Origin of the sequence: Sulfuricurvum sp., from assembly GCF_036279695.1 — a bacterium.
Taxonomy (GTDB): Bacteria; Campylobacterota; Campylobacteria; order Campylobacterales; family Sulfurimonadaceae; genus Sulfuricurvum.
Window position 1 is genome coordinate 22,121 of the sequence record NZ_DASUIQ010000089.1, and the last position, 15,958, is coordinate 38,078.

Here is a 15,958-nt window from a genome sequence, read left to right on the forward strand (position 1 = left end):
TTATCGTCTAGGATTTAAACTGGTTGAGTTTTCCGCTCAACCCTTCGGTCAACTGATACAAATGTTCTGCGGCAGAAGCGATCTCTTCGACACTGCGGGCATTTTGAGTCGTCAACTGGTTGATGTTTGAGACCATACTCACAATTTTATCGGTATCGTCCGCTATCTTCACCGAATTGGCCGCATTCGTCGAGACCGATTCGACACTTTGACTCATAATCGTACTGGTATCGACGATCATCTCTTCGACACCGCCGGAAACATCGACAAGGCGTAAAATATTTTCGGCATTTTTACCCATCTGATCGGCAGAGTCCATAATCGCCTGAACGATAACATTGATCGTTGCATTGATCTCGAAAAGGGATTTTTGAGTCCGTTCCGCGAGTTTACGTACCTCATCGGCAACCACGGCAAACCCGCGTCCGTGTTCACCTGCACGTGCCGCTTCGATTGCGGCATTAAGGGCTAAGAGGTTAGTTTGATCGGCAATATCGGAGATGACGGTGAGGATCTGTTTGACCTGATCGGCATCACGGCTCATCTCTTCGAGTTTAACGGCTAATGCCGATTCCGCTTCACTTGCCGCGCTAACGTCTTCACGCAACGAAATGATTTCATTTTTGGAGCGCTCTAACTTATCCCCCGCATCCAATATATCTTTTTTCGTCGCTTCGGACATGGCGGTCGTTTGCTGAACAAACGATTTGATCGCGTTCATCTCATCAATCGTTTGGCTCACGATTCGAGCACTCTCCTCCGCATTTTTTCCGATATGCAAACTCGTACTGCTGAGCTCTTGGGAAACAGAGGCGTTTTCATTGGAGGAGTGTTTCGCATCTTCAATCGTCACTTCCAGTGTTTCGACCAGCGAATTAAAACTGTTCACAATCTCTTTAATTTCATTATTTTGATCGTATTTAATTCGAAATTTCAACTCTTTGTCCTGAACAAAAAGTTTAATCCCATCATGAATCGTATCCACACCGCTCATAATACTTTTGACAATCCACATACTCATTGCGATGGTAAACACAATCACAATCAATCCGAGGATAATCATCATCGTATCGGCACTGCTTTTATGTTCTTTGGCATGTTCCGCTTCGATTTTAGCTAACTCCGCATTATAGACGAGATGGTTTTCAATGGCATCATTGAGTTTAGCCACCGTATCTTTATGCTTTTCAGACAATAACGCTTTCGCCTCCGCTTCCAGACCTTGTTTACTCAGATCCATAATCTCGGTTAACAGCGCCATATACCCTTTTGCCGCCTCACGATCCGCTTTGAGCATCGCTTTGTCTTTGTCATCCGATAACAGCTTCTCGTAGTCGCTAAAGACCTTTTCCAATGCAGCTTCCGCTTCTAAAAGTCTCTCTTCATTTTTCTTTTTTTGTTCAGAACTCGTTTCGACATGGTATTTATACGCCACAACCCGCATCACTGCAATGTCATCAACGGCTGAATTCAATGTCAAAATTGAGGGAATAGAATTTACATTCCCGTAATTGGTCTCTTCATAAACGGTGTCCAGTTTGACGACCGCCAATACGGTAACCGTGATCAATCCGAGGATTGCAACACTGACAAGTAAGATTAACTGTTTGAAAATTGTCATCTTATGACCTTTTTATTGAGATAGACCATGACCGATATATCACCACTCTATGACCGATATATGACGGTTCACCTTGTTCAATAGTAGTATCATATTTCTTAATACATTCTAAAATAAGATTACGCTTCTTTTCCGACTGATGCCATTTTTTCACTCTCGACCAATTGGCTTTGCATCTCTTTGAGATGTCGATAGCTCTCTTCTAATTCTGTATTCATACTTTGTGTCTGATTATACGCGTCGCGAATCTCCTGATCCGACTTTTTGAGCGATTGTGACATGATATTGAGCGTCAGTTTAAGCTCCCTAAACTCACTAAAAATACTCTGCAAATCACCCATTTGCCCAAATTCGCCTGTTTCGATTTTACGGGCAAAGTCTTTGAGAATATGAAATTCTTGGTTGAGATAGCGAACCAGAAAAAAGGAGGCAATGCTGCCGATGATGATACTAATCGCCGATAATAGCAATAGGAGATTCATCCCTGAATGAACTTTACTCACCGCTTCGGCTTTATATTCGATAGCACTCTCTTGAGTGTTGAAGATGACCTTATTCACGTCATCGGAAAGTTGATAATACCGCTTCAGCCCCTCATGGGTTTCAATATAGGTACGTCCTTTTTCAACTTCACCCTGCTGAACCAATGCAACCGCATCAAGATACACCTCTCGTAACGATATGAAATCGCTATAAATGTTGCGAATATCTTGAGGATCTCCCAAATAACTACGTTGGAGCGTGATAAAGTTCTCTTTTGTTTTGAGCTCAAATTCGTGAATTTTGTTCAACGATTCTTGGTTTAGTGCATCATGATAAATAATTTGATTGGCGTATTCCCAAGCCGTACGGCTTGATACACGAATATCCCGCGCGGCATTATTGGCGATAAAGGGGTGTTCGTACAGTTTGTCGGTGAGTTGAACAATACTGTATTGTTGCCATATCGCAATGCCAAAAATAGCGATTCCCGCTACAATCCATAGCAAAATACCGAAAACCAACATATACACAAAAGAAAAACGACGCAGCATCCCGATCTCCCTACCGTGACCGATATATGACTATTCCCTATTAGCTAGATGGTATACTTATCTTTCTTAATCGCTTCTAAAAAAAAATATCCCTTTACACTCCCCATTTTGCTCTAAAACAACGGATAAATTTTTCGGTTAATTTCATAATAATATGTTATACTTTGGTAATACTAGCTGGATAAAGGTTCGTTTCGATGCCTCAAAAAACGTGTTTAACGCAGTTCGAATCGCCGATTGTTTTGATACAGCCCCTGAAATATCCGAACGTCGGTCTTGTCACACAAGACAATACTATTTATACTCACGATCTATCAAACGGAGAATCACTAAGAATCTTTCGCCCCAATATTCCAGACAACGACACCCTTTTTTGCGCATTTGATCCCCATTTCAATCGTCTCCTTTTTGGAAGTGCGAAGTCTCATCTCCTCAACTTGATCGATCTGAACGAAAAAAAAGTGATCATGCAATTTGATTTGGATCAGCAATCACCGACGATCCTCTCGTTCTCTCCGGACGGTCTGTACTGTGTCTGCGGAACCGATCAGGGGAGAGTATTGCTATGGCGATGCGATTCGAGTACCTTGATCGCCCGACTCCACTCGTTTCCCGAGTACAATTCTTTGTCTTCAAAACCCAAAACGAATTATGTTTCCGCATTAACGTTTGAGGGGATGTCCATCGCTTCATCAGGCTATGGCGGGAGCGTCGTCGTAACCGATTATCGGACACAAAAATTTATGAAACGCTATACCCCCGGTTACATGAAGATCACGGCGCTTTTGGTTTACGACAATTTCATCATTTCGGGTAATCAAGAGGGGACTCTGATAAAAATCGATCGTCACGGGAAACTCCCCAACCAACGCCTCGGCACTGCTCATAAAAACGTTCGCTATATACTCCAAGTAGGACCGAAACCCTATATTATCGTTGCTTCGGAATTACGCTATGTTACCCTGATCAACGGTGATACGTTTAAGATCATACAAGAGCGCTACGCAGAACTCGATTCTCCCCTTAGTGCATTATCTCTTGTCAATAATGATCTTTTGGTCGGCAACCAGAATAGAGAGCTTCTGAAATTCGAACCACTCCCTTTTGAGGAGCTTGAAAAATTGATTCGGGACAAAGAGTATGCGAAAGCGTATCGTTTCTGCGCCGATGAGCCTCTTTTGCTAAACAGTGATCTCTACAAAGCGCTTGAGAGTATTTATGCCGAACACATTAAAAAAGCAAAAGAGTATCTAAACCAAAAAATGGTCGATGACGCCAAAAGGATTTTGGAACCTTTTAAAGCCGCCAAAACAAAAGAGATCGCGGAAGTATTCCAAACCTACTCTTTTTTAGACCGTTTTACCGCGCTGTATGAGCAAAAAAAATTATCGGCTTTTTATGGCCATGCAGAACAATTCCCCCTTTTACAAGAGACGACTATTTACCAACATGTCGAAAAGATCTGGAGCGAAAAATTTTCAAGAGCTCAAAAACTGATGCTTCTCAATAAAGAGAAAGAGATTCATGAAGAGTTGAGTATGTTTGCGACCGTGAGTTCAAAGCGCCCTTTTATCCTATTGCTAATCCAAAACTCCGCTATCCTCATCAGTTATTCAAAAGCGATTCAGATCAAAGATTATTATCAACTCAAAAACCTTACCCAAAATTTCCCGCTCCTTCGAAAATTCCCCTCATACATCAACCTCATCCAAGAGACCGGCGAGATTGCACGAGCCGTTGCGCAAGCACTTCATGAGCGCTCATTCGAACAGGCTGAATTGCTTTTGAATGAGCTCAGAGGGGTCGTACAATACGAATCCGAATACCATCAACTCAAACAGCTCTATACCTCCGCAAAAAATTTGCACCATGCCATTGCGAACGACCATTTGCGTTCAGCCTATCACCTGATCGATACCCATCCTGAACTCTTACACTTCGAGTGGGGCAAAGAGCTCGATACTCTATGGCAGAAAAAGCTCTCAATGGCGGAGCGCTACGCTATTCGAGGAGATGTCCCCTCCATCAAAAAAGAGTTTTCAGCGCTTATAACTCTTCCGCAGCGACATGGACGGATCGGCAATGTTTTACGGACAGCTTATCATGTCCAACTCAAAAGACTTCTCAAAACAGAACCGGAGGCCTTTACGTCAGGCGTATTCACCTACTGCGATTTATTCGGTATCGATACGGAGCTAAGAAATTTACTCAAAAAAGCAAAACGCAAAGAGATTGTCCCTGAGCTCACAGAAGTCCATCTAACCCCTAAAAATAGAGACCATTGGCTCGCCCATTACACCAGCTTACCCAGTAAAATAGCCTAATTTGATGAAATCATTTACCACCGAACCTCTCACCGAAATCCTCACATGGGCGCAAGAGAGTCTAAAAGAGTCCGATACCCTGATGTTTGAAGTACTCAATCCCGACCTCGCAGAGGGGAGCTATGCAGGGGAAACGATCTTGATCGAAGAGGAAAGCTATCTCCACCGAAGCTATAAAGCGTGGAGCGATTTAGCCGAACTCCTCTTTTGCCGTCTGTTGACCCCAAAAGTTCAAAGCGGCCATACCGTAATCCTGACCTACAAAAAAATCGATCTTGGCGATTCTTTCCACCGGGTTGAGGCACAAGAGGAAAAATACGGGAGCGAATCACGTTTTGCCAAAGTGCATAAAAATGAAGAACCCGCTTTTTTAAGTGCCTATTTACGGGCATTAAACAGCGTCAAAGTTGGAGAAAAAAAGCGGATTTTAAATCTAGGGATCAATACGGGAGATGAGTTCGACCTCATTCGCCGTATCGTCCCGCATGAAACGTATAAAAATCTCTCTCTAGTGGGAATCGACCACTCACAAAGTGCCATCACTGTTGCAAGGGAACGCTTTGATGAGGGCAATGCGATATTCCATGTTCATGACATTAACGATTTATCGTCCTTAGGTTTAGGGCGCTTTGATCTCATCATCACCATCGGGACACTGCAAAGCAGTACCTTGGAATTCAAAAGCCTCTTCGCTTCCTTGGTTCAAGAGTATCTTGCCCCACACGGCGCAATGATTCTCGGTTTTCCAAACTGTCGTTGGATGGGGGGGGAGATGATTTACGGAGCCAAAGCACCCAATTATCCCTATTCGGAAATGTCAATCCTCATCAAAGACATCTACTACTGCAAAAAATACCTTCAGCAGAAAAAGTTTCGGGTAACCGTGACAGGGAGAGATTATCTTTTTCTAACGGCAACAAAAATAGCCTAATGGCTCCCGTTCCAAACATCTTTTTGTGAGGAGTGTTTGGCGTGAATTTTGTCGCTTATCTCTTCGGTTTTGAGATGATATACCGCTTTATCGGGAGTTACACAAAAAATTTCATACTCTTCGACACTCGGATTTTCTTTTACCACGATCTCTTTTAGCCCCAGAGAGTCGGCATATTTGCGAATTTCGGCAGCGGCATGAATATCTTTCGTCGTAACTTTTACAATCAAATCGCCTTTGTATCCCGCATACGTATTGATATTCTCAACCTCATAGTCCAACGCATAGCGAATAATCTTTTTTCTCTCTTCTTGCATGGTGATCTACCTCTTTGTGAGTATTCATCGTTAACCCAATATACCATACAAATCGTATAAAATACTTTACAACCGAATCAATACCGTTATTTGATTCATTAACATGAGCATGATACAATACAGAGTAATAGTAAAAAGGGGAAAAATGGAGCGTATACTTTTTGGATTTTTATTACTCTATTCCATAACGCTCTATGCCGTACCTTCGGAGGAGGCAATTAACGCCTCTTTGAGTGCAATCGGTTCCGAAGAGACGTATGAAGAGATCAATGCTTTACACAAAATACGAGATACGCACGCTATGAGTTATAAATACCATATGAAACGCTATAACGTGACCAAAGAAGAGCATGCCAAAATCGCTCAACAATTCAAAGAGGCAGACATTCCTCTCTATTTTTCATTGATCCCCTATTGCGAATCCAATTTTAGAAGTGATGCACGCGGTGGCGGAGCCGTAGGTTTATGGCAATTTATGGAGCACTCAGGACGTACCTATGGTTTGACCATCAAAAAAGGTCAAGATGAGCGTCGCGACATTGAGCTCTCAACAAAAGCGGCGATCCGGTACATTAAAGACTTAAAAAAAGAGTTTGGGGAGTGGTATCTTGTTGATTTCGCTTATGGGTTAGGAGAGATTAAGCTCAAAAAGCTGATTAAGAAAAATAAAAGTACCAAAATCTCGGTATTGCTAAGCGATCCTGAGTTTAAAAAAGGGACAAAGGATCATTTTATAAAAACATTACTGATGGATGCTACCATCCATCAAAGTAATGAAGAGTAACGTTTACCCTATATTGGTATAAACGGCTTGGACGTCATCGTCCTCTTCGAGTTTATCGATCAGTTTTTCAATATCTGCCATTTGTTCATCGCTAAACTCGACCGGAGAGTTGGCGATACGTTCCAATGCGGCGCTATCAGGGGTAATCCCCATTTTTTCTAATTCGGCAGAGAGTGCACCGAATGCAGTGTACTCGCCATATACGCTCACTTCACCCTCTTCTTCTTCGATGCTTTCCAATCCTGCATCGATAAGTGCGAATTCAAGCTCTTCAAGATCCATTGCAGGCTTTGGAAATCGGAATACCGCTTTACGGCTGAACATAAATTCGAGTGAACCGTTGTTGAGCGTCTCCCCTTTGGCACGACCGAAAATGGTACGTACATTAGAGATCGTTCGAGCATTGTTGTCGGTAGCGCATTCAACAAAGAAAAGCGCTCCATGCGGCCCTTTCCCTTCGATATTCATCTCTGCCAAGGAAATAGCATCTTTACCGCTGGCACGTTTGATCGCCGCATCGATGTTGTCTTTTGGCATATTTTGCGCTTTAGCCGTCAAAATTGCGGTACGGAGTTTCGGGTTCATATCGGGATCTTCACCCCCCTCTTTTGCCGCCATTGTGATAATTTTGCCCAGTTTCGGAAATACTCGCGACATATTTCCCCAGCGCTTCATTTTTGCCGCTTTGCGATATTCAAACGCTCTTCCCATACGGTATGCTCCTTCTAAAAAGTGTAAAAAATTATGAAATTATAGCGGGTTTAGCCTCTATCTTCAACGCCGAGCAAACCGATTGACTCGGTTTAGACGTCGATAAAGACAATATCGCTTTGAATGTTGTTAAAGAGGAGCGAGCGGTTATCAACACGATGTTGATAGAGAAAAGTATTCGGCTCCATCGAGCGAAGAACCGTTGTGTTGTAATAGTAGGCGTTAGAGCAACGACCGACGAAAAGAAATGAGAACAACAGTTTGATACGCGGGTTTTCAAACATCTCATGAGGCTGTGCCAAAAAGGTAAGACCGAATTTTTTGAGGTTGACGAGATCGAAAATATAAAACATAAAGTCCTCGAATTTGGTATAGAACCCTTCCAAACTCGCAATCTCTTGCATAATGTAGTAGTAATTATCCAAAAGTTCACGCTTCTGCATCATTTGAGAAAGCTTACTTTTGATGTCCCGTTTGCTCGCAAAAAACGATGGGCTAACCGCCATATAGATATTTTTTCGCTCTGCAATCGCACTGTCCAAAGCGGCGTTGAACGCATCGCTCTCGTCAAAACGCATATAGTAAAAATCACTGCTGGTTTTAAATTTCTCTTCTACCTGATCGGGGGTCGGATCGGAAAAATCAAGATAGAGAGTCGGAAGACCGCTCGCGATTACAAATTCACGTATTTTATTGGCAAGATGCGTTTTACCCGATCCCGGCTCCGCTAAAATAAGGGTGTTTTCACGCAATACGCGATCTTGGAGTTCGAGCGTAGCGATAGAGCTTTTAAATTTTCCGATTTTTCGTTTCATAGGTTTATCCATGTGGAAATAATATAGGAACAAGTATAGCCAAAGGTAGCGCTTTTAGAGTTAAAGGAGAATCAAGTGTAGAGAATCGTGACGTATTATTGCCACACTTCTTGCAATATCGTAACATCTCCTTGTTCACTGTGAAAAGAGAGTTCCCCATCGCAGATATTGCACTGAAGCCGCATAGAACGCTCACAAAGCGACTCGATCCCCTCGGAATGCAAATGTATCACACGGAGGTTTTTAAACCGCTCGAACGTTGAACCGTATTGCTTCCACCATGCGGTAGCACTTTTGAGATTATAGGTGTATACAATCACCCGCTCACTCCGTCCGCATGCTTTGCGGAGGCGCTTCTCATCCATCTGTCCCAGATCGATCCAAAGCACGACATCGCCGCTGTAATCTTTCTCCCACAGTTCGGGTTCGTCATCTCCGCCGATCCCTTTGGTTATGACGAGGCGATCACTCGCGTTAAGGGCAAAGGCGACAAGACGGATCATCAGACGCTGATCGGTCTCTGAGGGGTGCTGTGCAATCGTAATCTCATGGGTTTCGTAGTAATTGCGATCCATATCGGCAATACTGAGCTGTGCTTTGTAGATCGTTGAACCTGCCGCCATGAGAACTCCCTTGTAAATGTGAGATTATGGCATAAGTGTTCTGAAGCAGTGTTTCTATTGATCTTTAAGGAATGGATATGTATTCTTACGCTTTCAAAATATTGGGGTATCGCCAAGCGGTAAGGCAACTGGTTTTGGTCCAGTCATTCGGGGGTTCGAATCCCTCTTCCCCATCCACATTCTACGCCATTCATTTTTTTAAATCCGTACTCATTTGACTATTAAACTAGTTTATACCCATTTGCAATAGCTGTATTTTTTTTAGGAGAAAATAGAGGGAAATTCCCGCCGAAGCGGGAGAGGAGAGAAAGGGTAAAACTTACCCTTTGACTTTTGCTTCGATCGTTGCAACGATACTTGGATCTTCGAGAGTCGAAATATCCTGAGTGATCGCATCGCCTTTCGCGATTGAGCGAAGAATACGACGCATGATTTTTCCTGAACGTGTTTTCGGCAAGCCCGGAACGAAAACGATGTCATCACAGATAGCGATGTTACCGATCTCTTTCATGATCACTTTGTTGATCTCTTTGACCATCTCCATCTCTTCACCGACGGTGTCATCGCTTTTGAGAACGATATAGGCGAAGATTCCCTCACCTTTGATGTCGTGCGGTTTACCGACAACGGCAACTTCGGCGACGTTAGGGTGTTTTTTACAAGCCGCTTCAACTTCGGCAGTTCCCATACGGTGACCCGAAACGTTGATAACGTCATCCGTACGACCCGTGATTGTGATGTATCCGTCTTCGTCGTAGATTGCGCCGTCACCCGTGAAGTAGACCGGTTGACCGTCTTTTTTGACATCACCGAAATACGATTTCACGAAACGCTCAGGATCACCCCAAATACCGCGAATCATAGAAGGCCAAGGACGGGTTACACACATATAACCGCCCTCACCTGCTGCGACTTTTACCCCTGTTTGAGGGTCAAGAATCTCAGCCATGATACCCGGAAGCGGGAATGTCGCACATGCAGGTTTGATCGGAGTCGCACCCGGCAATGGAGAGACGATATGTCCCCCCGTCTCGGTTTGCCAGTACGTATCGACGATCGCACATTTACCGCCGCCGACTGCTTCATAGTACCATTTCCATGCCGGAGGATCGATCGGTTCACCGACGGTTCCGAGAACTTTTAGGCTGCTGAGATCGTATTTAGCCGGCTCATCTTCACCCATTTTGTGCAATACGCGGATCGCAGTTGGAGCAGTGTAGAATTGGTTGATTTTGTACTCTTCAACCATTTTCCACGGACGTCCGGCATCAGGGTACGTAGGTACACCCTCGAACATTACCGTCGTAGCACCCATTGCAAGCGGTCCGTAAACGATATAGGTATGTCCGGTAATCCAGCCGACGTCAGCCGTACACCAGTAGGTGTCGTTTTCTTTGACGTCAAATACCCATTCCATCGTCATTTGCGCCCAAAGGATATACCCCGCAGAGTTGTGTTGAACCCCTTTTGGTTTTCCGGTAGAACCTGATGTGTAGAGGAGGAAAAGAGGATCTTCAGCATCCATAACTTCCGCTTCACAAATGCTAGATTGTGATTTGATGAGTTCGTTGTATGAATAGTCGCGTCCCGCTACCCATGTGATGTCTTCATTGTTACGTTCAACCACGAGGACTTTTTCAACCGGAGATTTTTCATCGATCGCTTGGTCAACTACCGGTTTGAGCATATACGGTTTGTCTTTGCGGTATGCACCATCAGCAGTAATGACCAATTTCGCTTCCGCATCTTCGATACGGTCTTTCAACGCTTCAGAAGAGAATCCGCCGAATACGATCGAGTGGATCGCACCGATACGGGCACATGCAAGCATCGCGTACGCCGCTTCAGGGATCATCGGCATATAGATAACGACACGGTCACCTTTTTTGACGTGGAATTCGTTTTTAAGGAGGTTTGCAAATTTATTGACGTTGTAATAAAGCTCAAGGTAGGTAATAATTTGTTTATCACCGCGGTCACCTTCGAAAATAATCGCCGCTTTGTTTTTGCGAGAGCTGAGATGACGATCGATACATTGATGAGCGACGTTAAGTTTACCGTTCACAAACCATTTGTAAAACGGCGCATTGCTCTCATCAAGCACTTGTGTATACGGTGAAAACCAATCGATTTTCTCATTTGCAAAACTGCCCCAGAATCCTTCATAATCTTCACTTGCCCATGTTTGCAAATCATGGTATTCACACATATTTTTAATACGGGCAGATTTAGCGAACTCACGGTTCGGTTGAAAAGTCGGCTTTACGATATCACTCATTATTAAGGCTCCTTGTGTTTAGTTTAATTTAGTCGTGTGTTGTAATTTTATATAGACCATTGCGGTCATGATCGCATCATTCAATGCATTGTGCTGTCCCATTCTCGGAATCTTCAAATCCCGCAGAATCGTATCAAAGCGTAAATCAACATTTCCTTGAGGAATAAGCTCTATTTTTTTATCAAAATAGAGCCCAGAAATTTCAATTTGTTTATGGGGGAGTTCACATCCCAGCCACGGTTTGATCAGCCGATTCATCATCGCCATATCAAACTCCAAATAATACCCAACCAAAGGTCTATTTCCAATAAAATCAAGAAACTTTTTTGCCCCATCGAGCGGTTCGAGTCCATTTTCCAAATCACAGGGGCGAATATGGTGAATTTTGATACTCTCGACACTGATTTCTTTAGAGGGTTTTAAAAAAATTTCAAAACTCTCAGAGGTCAAAATACGATCCCCTTTGACCTTCACAGCACCGATACTGAGTACCGCATCTTTTTTAGTATTAAGTCCCGTCGTTTCGGTATCGAAAACAACAACTTCATCCCCGTTGTAAGGTTCAAACATCCACGCATAGTTTTCGTCATTCAATCCACGACGGTTCCATGCACGTTTGAGAAATGCGAACATTACACCACCATTCCCAAATGAAAATGGTAAGTCAAAAACTTTTTAAACGTGTTGACAATTTTAAACGCATCTTTGAGCAAATCACGCTCTGCTTTAGAAAGCAGTTTCGGATTGACATAGTTTTGAATATCACTGCCTTGCTTTTGAGACAGAATAAAACGGAGCCGAATACTCAACAATGTATCATACGCTTCGATCAATTCGCTCGCAAATCGTTTATCGAACAATCCGAGATTATTGAGGTCTTTTATCCGTTCTGTTGTGTTGGTGTGAGAAATTTTATGTTCCAAAGAGAGAATACGGATTCCGTGAACAATCGCAAAAATCCCCCCTTTTTTAATATCAAACTCACTTCCGTGTTCGGCTCGTCCTAAAACAAATCCGCCGATCAGACTGAGCGGGGTTTCAAATGCCAAAGTAGCTTTCGCCAAATGGGCCATGACGTCACTGCGTCCTTCAAAATGTTCAAACAAGAATGTCCGACACAGCTCTAGCAGTTTTTCATCCCCCGCAACACAATGGGCATCTAGGAAAATAGATAATCCCATCAATGCTTCTTCGCTGAGAGTATTGGTCCATGTCTCAATTTTACTCTGGTATCCCGAAACACTGTTGCGCCAATACGGGTTAGAGACCATGACGTTTCCGCTGCATTTCGGAAATCCAAGTTGAAGCAGATATTCATTGAGCTGCATCATGTACGGCTCAAAGGTCTCCACATCTTCGCCGTCTCGAACGATAAGGGCATTATCCTGATCGGTTCGCAGAATCTGTTCACCGCGTCCTTCACTCCCCATCACAATCAATGCGCATTTGTCTTGAAACTCTGCGGGAACAACCATCTCGAAGACTTTGCGATACACTTTTGCATTTAGCTCGCTGACGAGTTTGGAGACATAGCGTACCCGAACCCCTTTGGTCGTCAACGACCGTACCAGATGGGTCAATGAACGCTGTGCGTTTTGAAGCTCGTCGATACTTACCGCACGATCGATCGATGCGGCGATGAGATGGGTATGATTGGCAAAATGGCTTAAGAGGTCAAGCTGTTCCAAAATGCCTACAACCGCATCATTTTCGACGACTACCAACCGTTTGATACCGTGTTTGGTAAAAAGTAAAAGGGCGTTAAAGAGAAAATCGTTTCGCTCAATCGTAATCAAACCGTACGTCGCAATTTCTCCGATCGGATCAGTGCGGCTTTTATCGCTCAAGAGAAGCTTTTCACGCAAGTTCGTATCGGTCACAATCCCCATTCGCTCACCCTCGCGAACCAAAATAACATTCCCGTCTTGATCCGCCATTTGTCGCAACGCATCTTTTATCGGCATGGAAGCCTCAACAAAACAAGGCTTATGCAGATAAATCTCATCCACACGAGAAACCATAAACGGAGTCAACTCATTTTGGTGCTGTCGCTCTTTTAAGTTCTGATGCTTAGTGATGAAGTCTTGCATAAAGTAGTTTTGAAACGATTCGACATCTTGGAGAAGGTTGAGGAAAGATTCTTTGGGGAGTTCGTAACAGATGAGATCTTCAGCAACACTGAACGTGCTTTGGGTATTACCGTATATGAGGGAGTTGGCGTCAAAACTGTCACGCTCCCCATACACATTTTGAAGTTCACCCTCAATTGTCTCGTTGACAATACCTTTGATGATAATGTAGAGGGATTCCGCCCTCACCCTAGGAGCGATCAAAACCGTCTCTTTGGGATAATAGGCGATATCCATCTGGGTCATCAGTTTTTCGATCATCCTCTCATCCAATAGATCGAAAGGATGGATCGACATCAATAGTGCTTTTTGGTCAAATAGACTCAAAAGTGACTCCTAAAATTTCTTGCATCTGCCCCAAAGGACAGATCAATCATTAGTGCTCTACAGCACCTTCTGCACCGATACCGGTTTGGGAACGGATATTTTGAGCTTCGAACGCTTCGATCTCTTTTTTCGAATTATCTGATTTATCAGTGATTGAGAAGAACCAGATACTTACAAACGCTGCCGTTACAGAGAACAATGCCGGATATTGATATGGGAAGATAGCCGTTTCTTTAATGAAAGCTGCTTTCGCCACATCACCTGCTTTAACAATTTCAGCTGCAGTTGCACCCGAAGCCGTTGCCGCAGCTTTAGCCGCAGCGATAGCTGCTTTAAGCGCATCTGCATTGATAATTTCTGCCCAAACCATTGGCCCAAGAATAACTAAAATAACTGCTGTCAATAGACCGATCATACCACCGATGAATGCACCGCGTGTAGTAAGTTTCGACCAGAACATTGAAAGGAACAAAATCGGGAAGTTCGCACTTGCGGCAACCGCAAACGCCAATCCGACCATGAACGCGATGTTTTGTTTTTCAAAAACAATACCAAGATAGATCGCGATAATACCTAATACAACCGTAGCGATTTTAGATACTTTCATCTCCATCATTCCATCAACACGTCCAGCACGAATTACACTTGCGTACAAGTCATGTGAAATCGCTGATGCACCCGCCAATGTAAGACCTGAAACAACCGCAAGGATAGTTGCGAATGCTACCGCAGAGATAAATCCGAGGAAGAAGTCTCCACCAACCGCATGTGACAAGTGAATTGCCGCCATATTATCGCCGCCGAGGATCGGAGAACCGCCGTCAACTGCTTGTTTCGCCAAATCAAGATATTGTGGGTTTTGGAATACCATAACGATCGCACCGAAACCGATGATGAATGTCAAGATATAGAAATACCCGATAAATCCTGTCGCATAGAAAACTGATTTACGTGCTTCTTTTGCATCGCTAACGGTGAAAAAGCGCATAAGGATATGCGGAAGACCCGCTGTACCGAACATCAATGCAATACCGAGAGAAATCGCTGAAATCGGATCACTTACCAGTTTACCCGGAGCCATGATTGACGCATCTTTCATGCTAACCGCAGTGCTGAACAATGATTCGAAATTGAAGTTATAGTGAGCCATAACTGCAACTGCCATAAATGTTGCACCCGATAGGAGCAAGAACGCTTTGATGATTTGAACCCAAGTAGTCGCCAACATCCCACCGAATGTTACGTAGAGGATCATCAATACACCGACGAGAATAACCGCAATCTCATAATCCAAACCGAAAAGAAGTTGGATCAATTTTCCAGCCCCTACCATTTGAGCGATCAAATACAAAATAACGGTCAAGATAGAACCAAACGCCGCCAATGTACGGATAGGCGTTTGACGCAAACGATACGATGCAACGTCCGCAAAGGTGTATTTACCGAGGTTACGGAGCTGTTCAGCGACCATAAACAAGATAATCGGCCAACCGACCAAGAATCCGATAGAGTAGATCAAACCATCATACCCTTTCGCATAAACAAGAGCAGAAATACCCAAAAATGACGCCGCTGACATATAGTCACCTGCGATTGCCATACCGTTTTGGAACCCTGTGATCCCTCCGCCGGCAGTATAGAAATCTTTTGCCGTTTTGGTACGTTTTGCTGCCCAATAGGTGATCCCCAATGTAGCCGCAACAAAGATAAGAAACATCGTAATAGCCGACATATTAAGCGGCTGTTTTTCTACCGCACCGCTGAGTGCCTCTCCGGCAAACGCAGCAGCTGAGAAAAGAGCTAAAAGTAACGCTTTCATCACTCTCCCTTTACTTTTGATTTGATTTTAGCGGTGAGTTCATCAAACTCACCGTTTGCACGACGGACATAAACCCCCGTCAAAATAAACGCACTCACGATAACACCGATACCGATCGGAATACCGATTGTCGTTACCGATCCTGCAGAAAGTGGTGTTCCCAAAAGTTTTGGATCAAATGCGATCGTCAAAACAAATCCAAAATAGATCACCAACATAACAATCGTCAATGTCCATGCGAATTT

The 15,958-nt window shown here is 43.8% G+C and carries 14 protein-coding genes and 1 tRNA gene; 4 read left to right on the plus strand and 11 right to left on the minus strand.

Annotated elements, in window-relative coordinates:
- Window positions 1-7: 7 nt before the first annotated feature.
- Together VFW36_RS09035 and VFW36_RS09040 are read right to left on the minus strand one after the other, a co-directional pair.
- Window positions 8-1,621: a methyl-accepting chemotaxis protein gene (locus VFW36_RS09035; RefSeq protein ID WP_329658486.1), complete on the minus strand. Its 1,614-nt coding sequence runs from the start codon at window positions 1,619-1,621 to the stop codon at window positions 8-10.
- 119 nt (window positions 1,622-1,740) lie between these two features.
- Window positions 1,741-2,655, minus strand: a complete 915-nt coding sequence (locus VFW36_RS09040; RefSeq protein WP_329658487.1) for a hypothetical protein — start codon at window positions 2,653-2,655, stop codon at window positions 1,741-1,743.
- A gap of 197 nt (window positions 2,656-2,852) precedes the next feature.
- On the opposite strand from VFW36_RS09040, the gene VFW36_RS09045 reads away from it, so the two are divergent.
- Both VFW36_RS09045 and VFW36_RS09050 read left to right on the plus strand, forming a co-directional pair.
- The gene (locus VFW36_RS09045; RefSeq protein WP_329658488.1) at window positions 2,853-4,979 is read left to right on the plus strand and encodes a WD40 repeat domain-containing protein; all 2,127 of its coding nucleotides are present in this window, start codon (window positions 2,853-2,855) and stop codon (window positions 4,977-4,979) included.
- 4 nt (window positions 4,980-4,983) lie between these two features.
- A complete protein-coding gene (locus VFW36_RS09050; protein ID WP_329658489.1) occupies window positions 4,984-5,910 on the plus strand; it encodes a class I SAM-dependent methyltransferase in 927 nt (308 codons plus the stop codon).
- On the opposite strand, the gene VFW36_RS09055 is transcribed toward VFW36_RS09050, so the two are convergent.
- Window positions 5,907-6,227, minus strand: a complete 321-nt coding sequence (locus VFW36_RS09055; RefSeq protein ID WP_329658490.1) for a hypothetical protein — start codon at window positions 6,225-6,227, stop codon at window positions 5,907-5,909. The genes VFW36_RS09050 and VFW36_RS09055 overlap by 4 nt on opposite strands.
- Window positions 6,228-6,372: 145 nt before the next feature.
- On the opposite strand from VFW36_RS09055, the gene VFW36_RS09060 reads away from it, so the two are divergent.
- A complete protein-coding gene (locus VFW36_RS09060) occupies window positions 6,373-7,011 on the plus strand; it encodes a transglycosylase SLT domain-containing protein (protein ID WP_329658491.1) in 639 nt (212 codons plus the stop codon).
- Window positions 7,012-7,014: 3 nt separating this feature from the next.
- Here VFW36_RS09060 and VFW36_RS09065 read toward each other — a convergent pair whose 3' ends face one another.
- The 3 genes from VFW36_RS09065 to VFW36_RS09075 all read right to left on the minus strand — a co-directional run bounded on the left by VFW36_RS09065 (window position 7,015) and on the right by VFW36_RS09075 (window position 9,160).
- Window positions 7,015-7,722: a YebC/PmpR family DNA-binding transcriptional regulator gene (locus VFW36_RS09065; protein WP_299997188.1), complete on the minus strand. Its 708-nt coding sequence runs from the start codon at window positions 7,720-7,722 to the stop codon at window positions 7,015-7,017.
- A gap of 92 nt (window positions 7,723-7,814) precedes the next feature.
- Window positions 7,815-8,537, minus strand: coding sequence for an ATP-binding protein (locus VFW36_RS09070; RefSeq protein ID WP_329658492.1), 723 nt, complete (start codon window positions 8,535-8,537; stop codon window positions 7,815-7,817).
- Between the two features lie 95 nt (window positions 8,538-8,632).
- Window positions 8,633-9,160: a YaeQ family protein gene (locus VFW36_RS09075; RefSeq protein ID WP_329658493.1), complete on the minus strand. Its 528-nt coding sequence runs from the start codon at window positions 9,158-9,160 to the stop codon at window positions 8,633-8,635.
- A gap of 102 nt (window positions 9,161-9,262) precedes the next feature.
- Between VFW36_RS09075 and VFW36_RS09080 the strand changes: the two genes are divergently transcribed.
- Window positions 9,263-9,337, plus strand: a tRNA-Gln gene (locus VFW36_RS09080).
- A 142-nt stretch (window positions 9,338-9,479) separates the two neighbouring features.
- Here the strand turns inward: VFW36_RS09080 and acs are convergent.
- From acs to VFW36_RS09105, 5 genes are all read right to left on the minus strand, one after another.
- On the minus strand, window positions 9,480-11,438 hold the full coding sequence (acs, locus tag VFW36_RS09085) for an acetate--CoA ligase (RefSeq protein WP_329658494.1): 1,959 nt from the start codon (window positions 11,436-11,438) through the stop codon (window positions 9,480-9,482).
- Between the two features lie 18 nt (window positions 11,439-11,456).
- Window positions 11,457-12,071, minus strand: a complete 615-nt coding sequence (locus VFW36_RS09090; protein ID WP_329658495.1) for a 3'-5' exonuclease — start codon at window positions 12,069-12,071, stop codon at window positions 11,457-11,459.
- Window positions 12,071-13,894, minus strand: a complete 1,824-nt coding sequence (locus VFW36_RS09095) for a putative nucleotidyltransferase substrate binding domain-containing protein (protein ID WP_329658496.1) — start codon at window positions 13,892-13,894, stop codon at window positions 12,071-12,073. Before VFW36_RS09095 ends, VFW36_RS09090 begins: the two co-directional genes overlap by 1 nt.
- A 49-nt stretch (window positions 13,895-13,943) precedes the next feature.
- A complete protein-coding gene (locus tag VFW36_RS09100; RefSeq protein ID WP_329658497.1) occupies window positions 13,944-15,713 on the minus strand; it encodes a cation acetate symporter in 1,770 nt (589 codons plus the stop codon).
- A partial coding sequence (locus VFW36_RS09105; RefSeq protein WP_329658498.1) for a DUF485 domain-containing protein occupies window positions 15,713-15,958 on the minus strand: 246 nt, incomplete at its 5' end. The genes VFW36_RS09100 and VFW36_RS09105, both read right to left, overlap by 1 nt.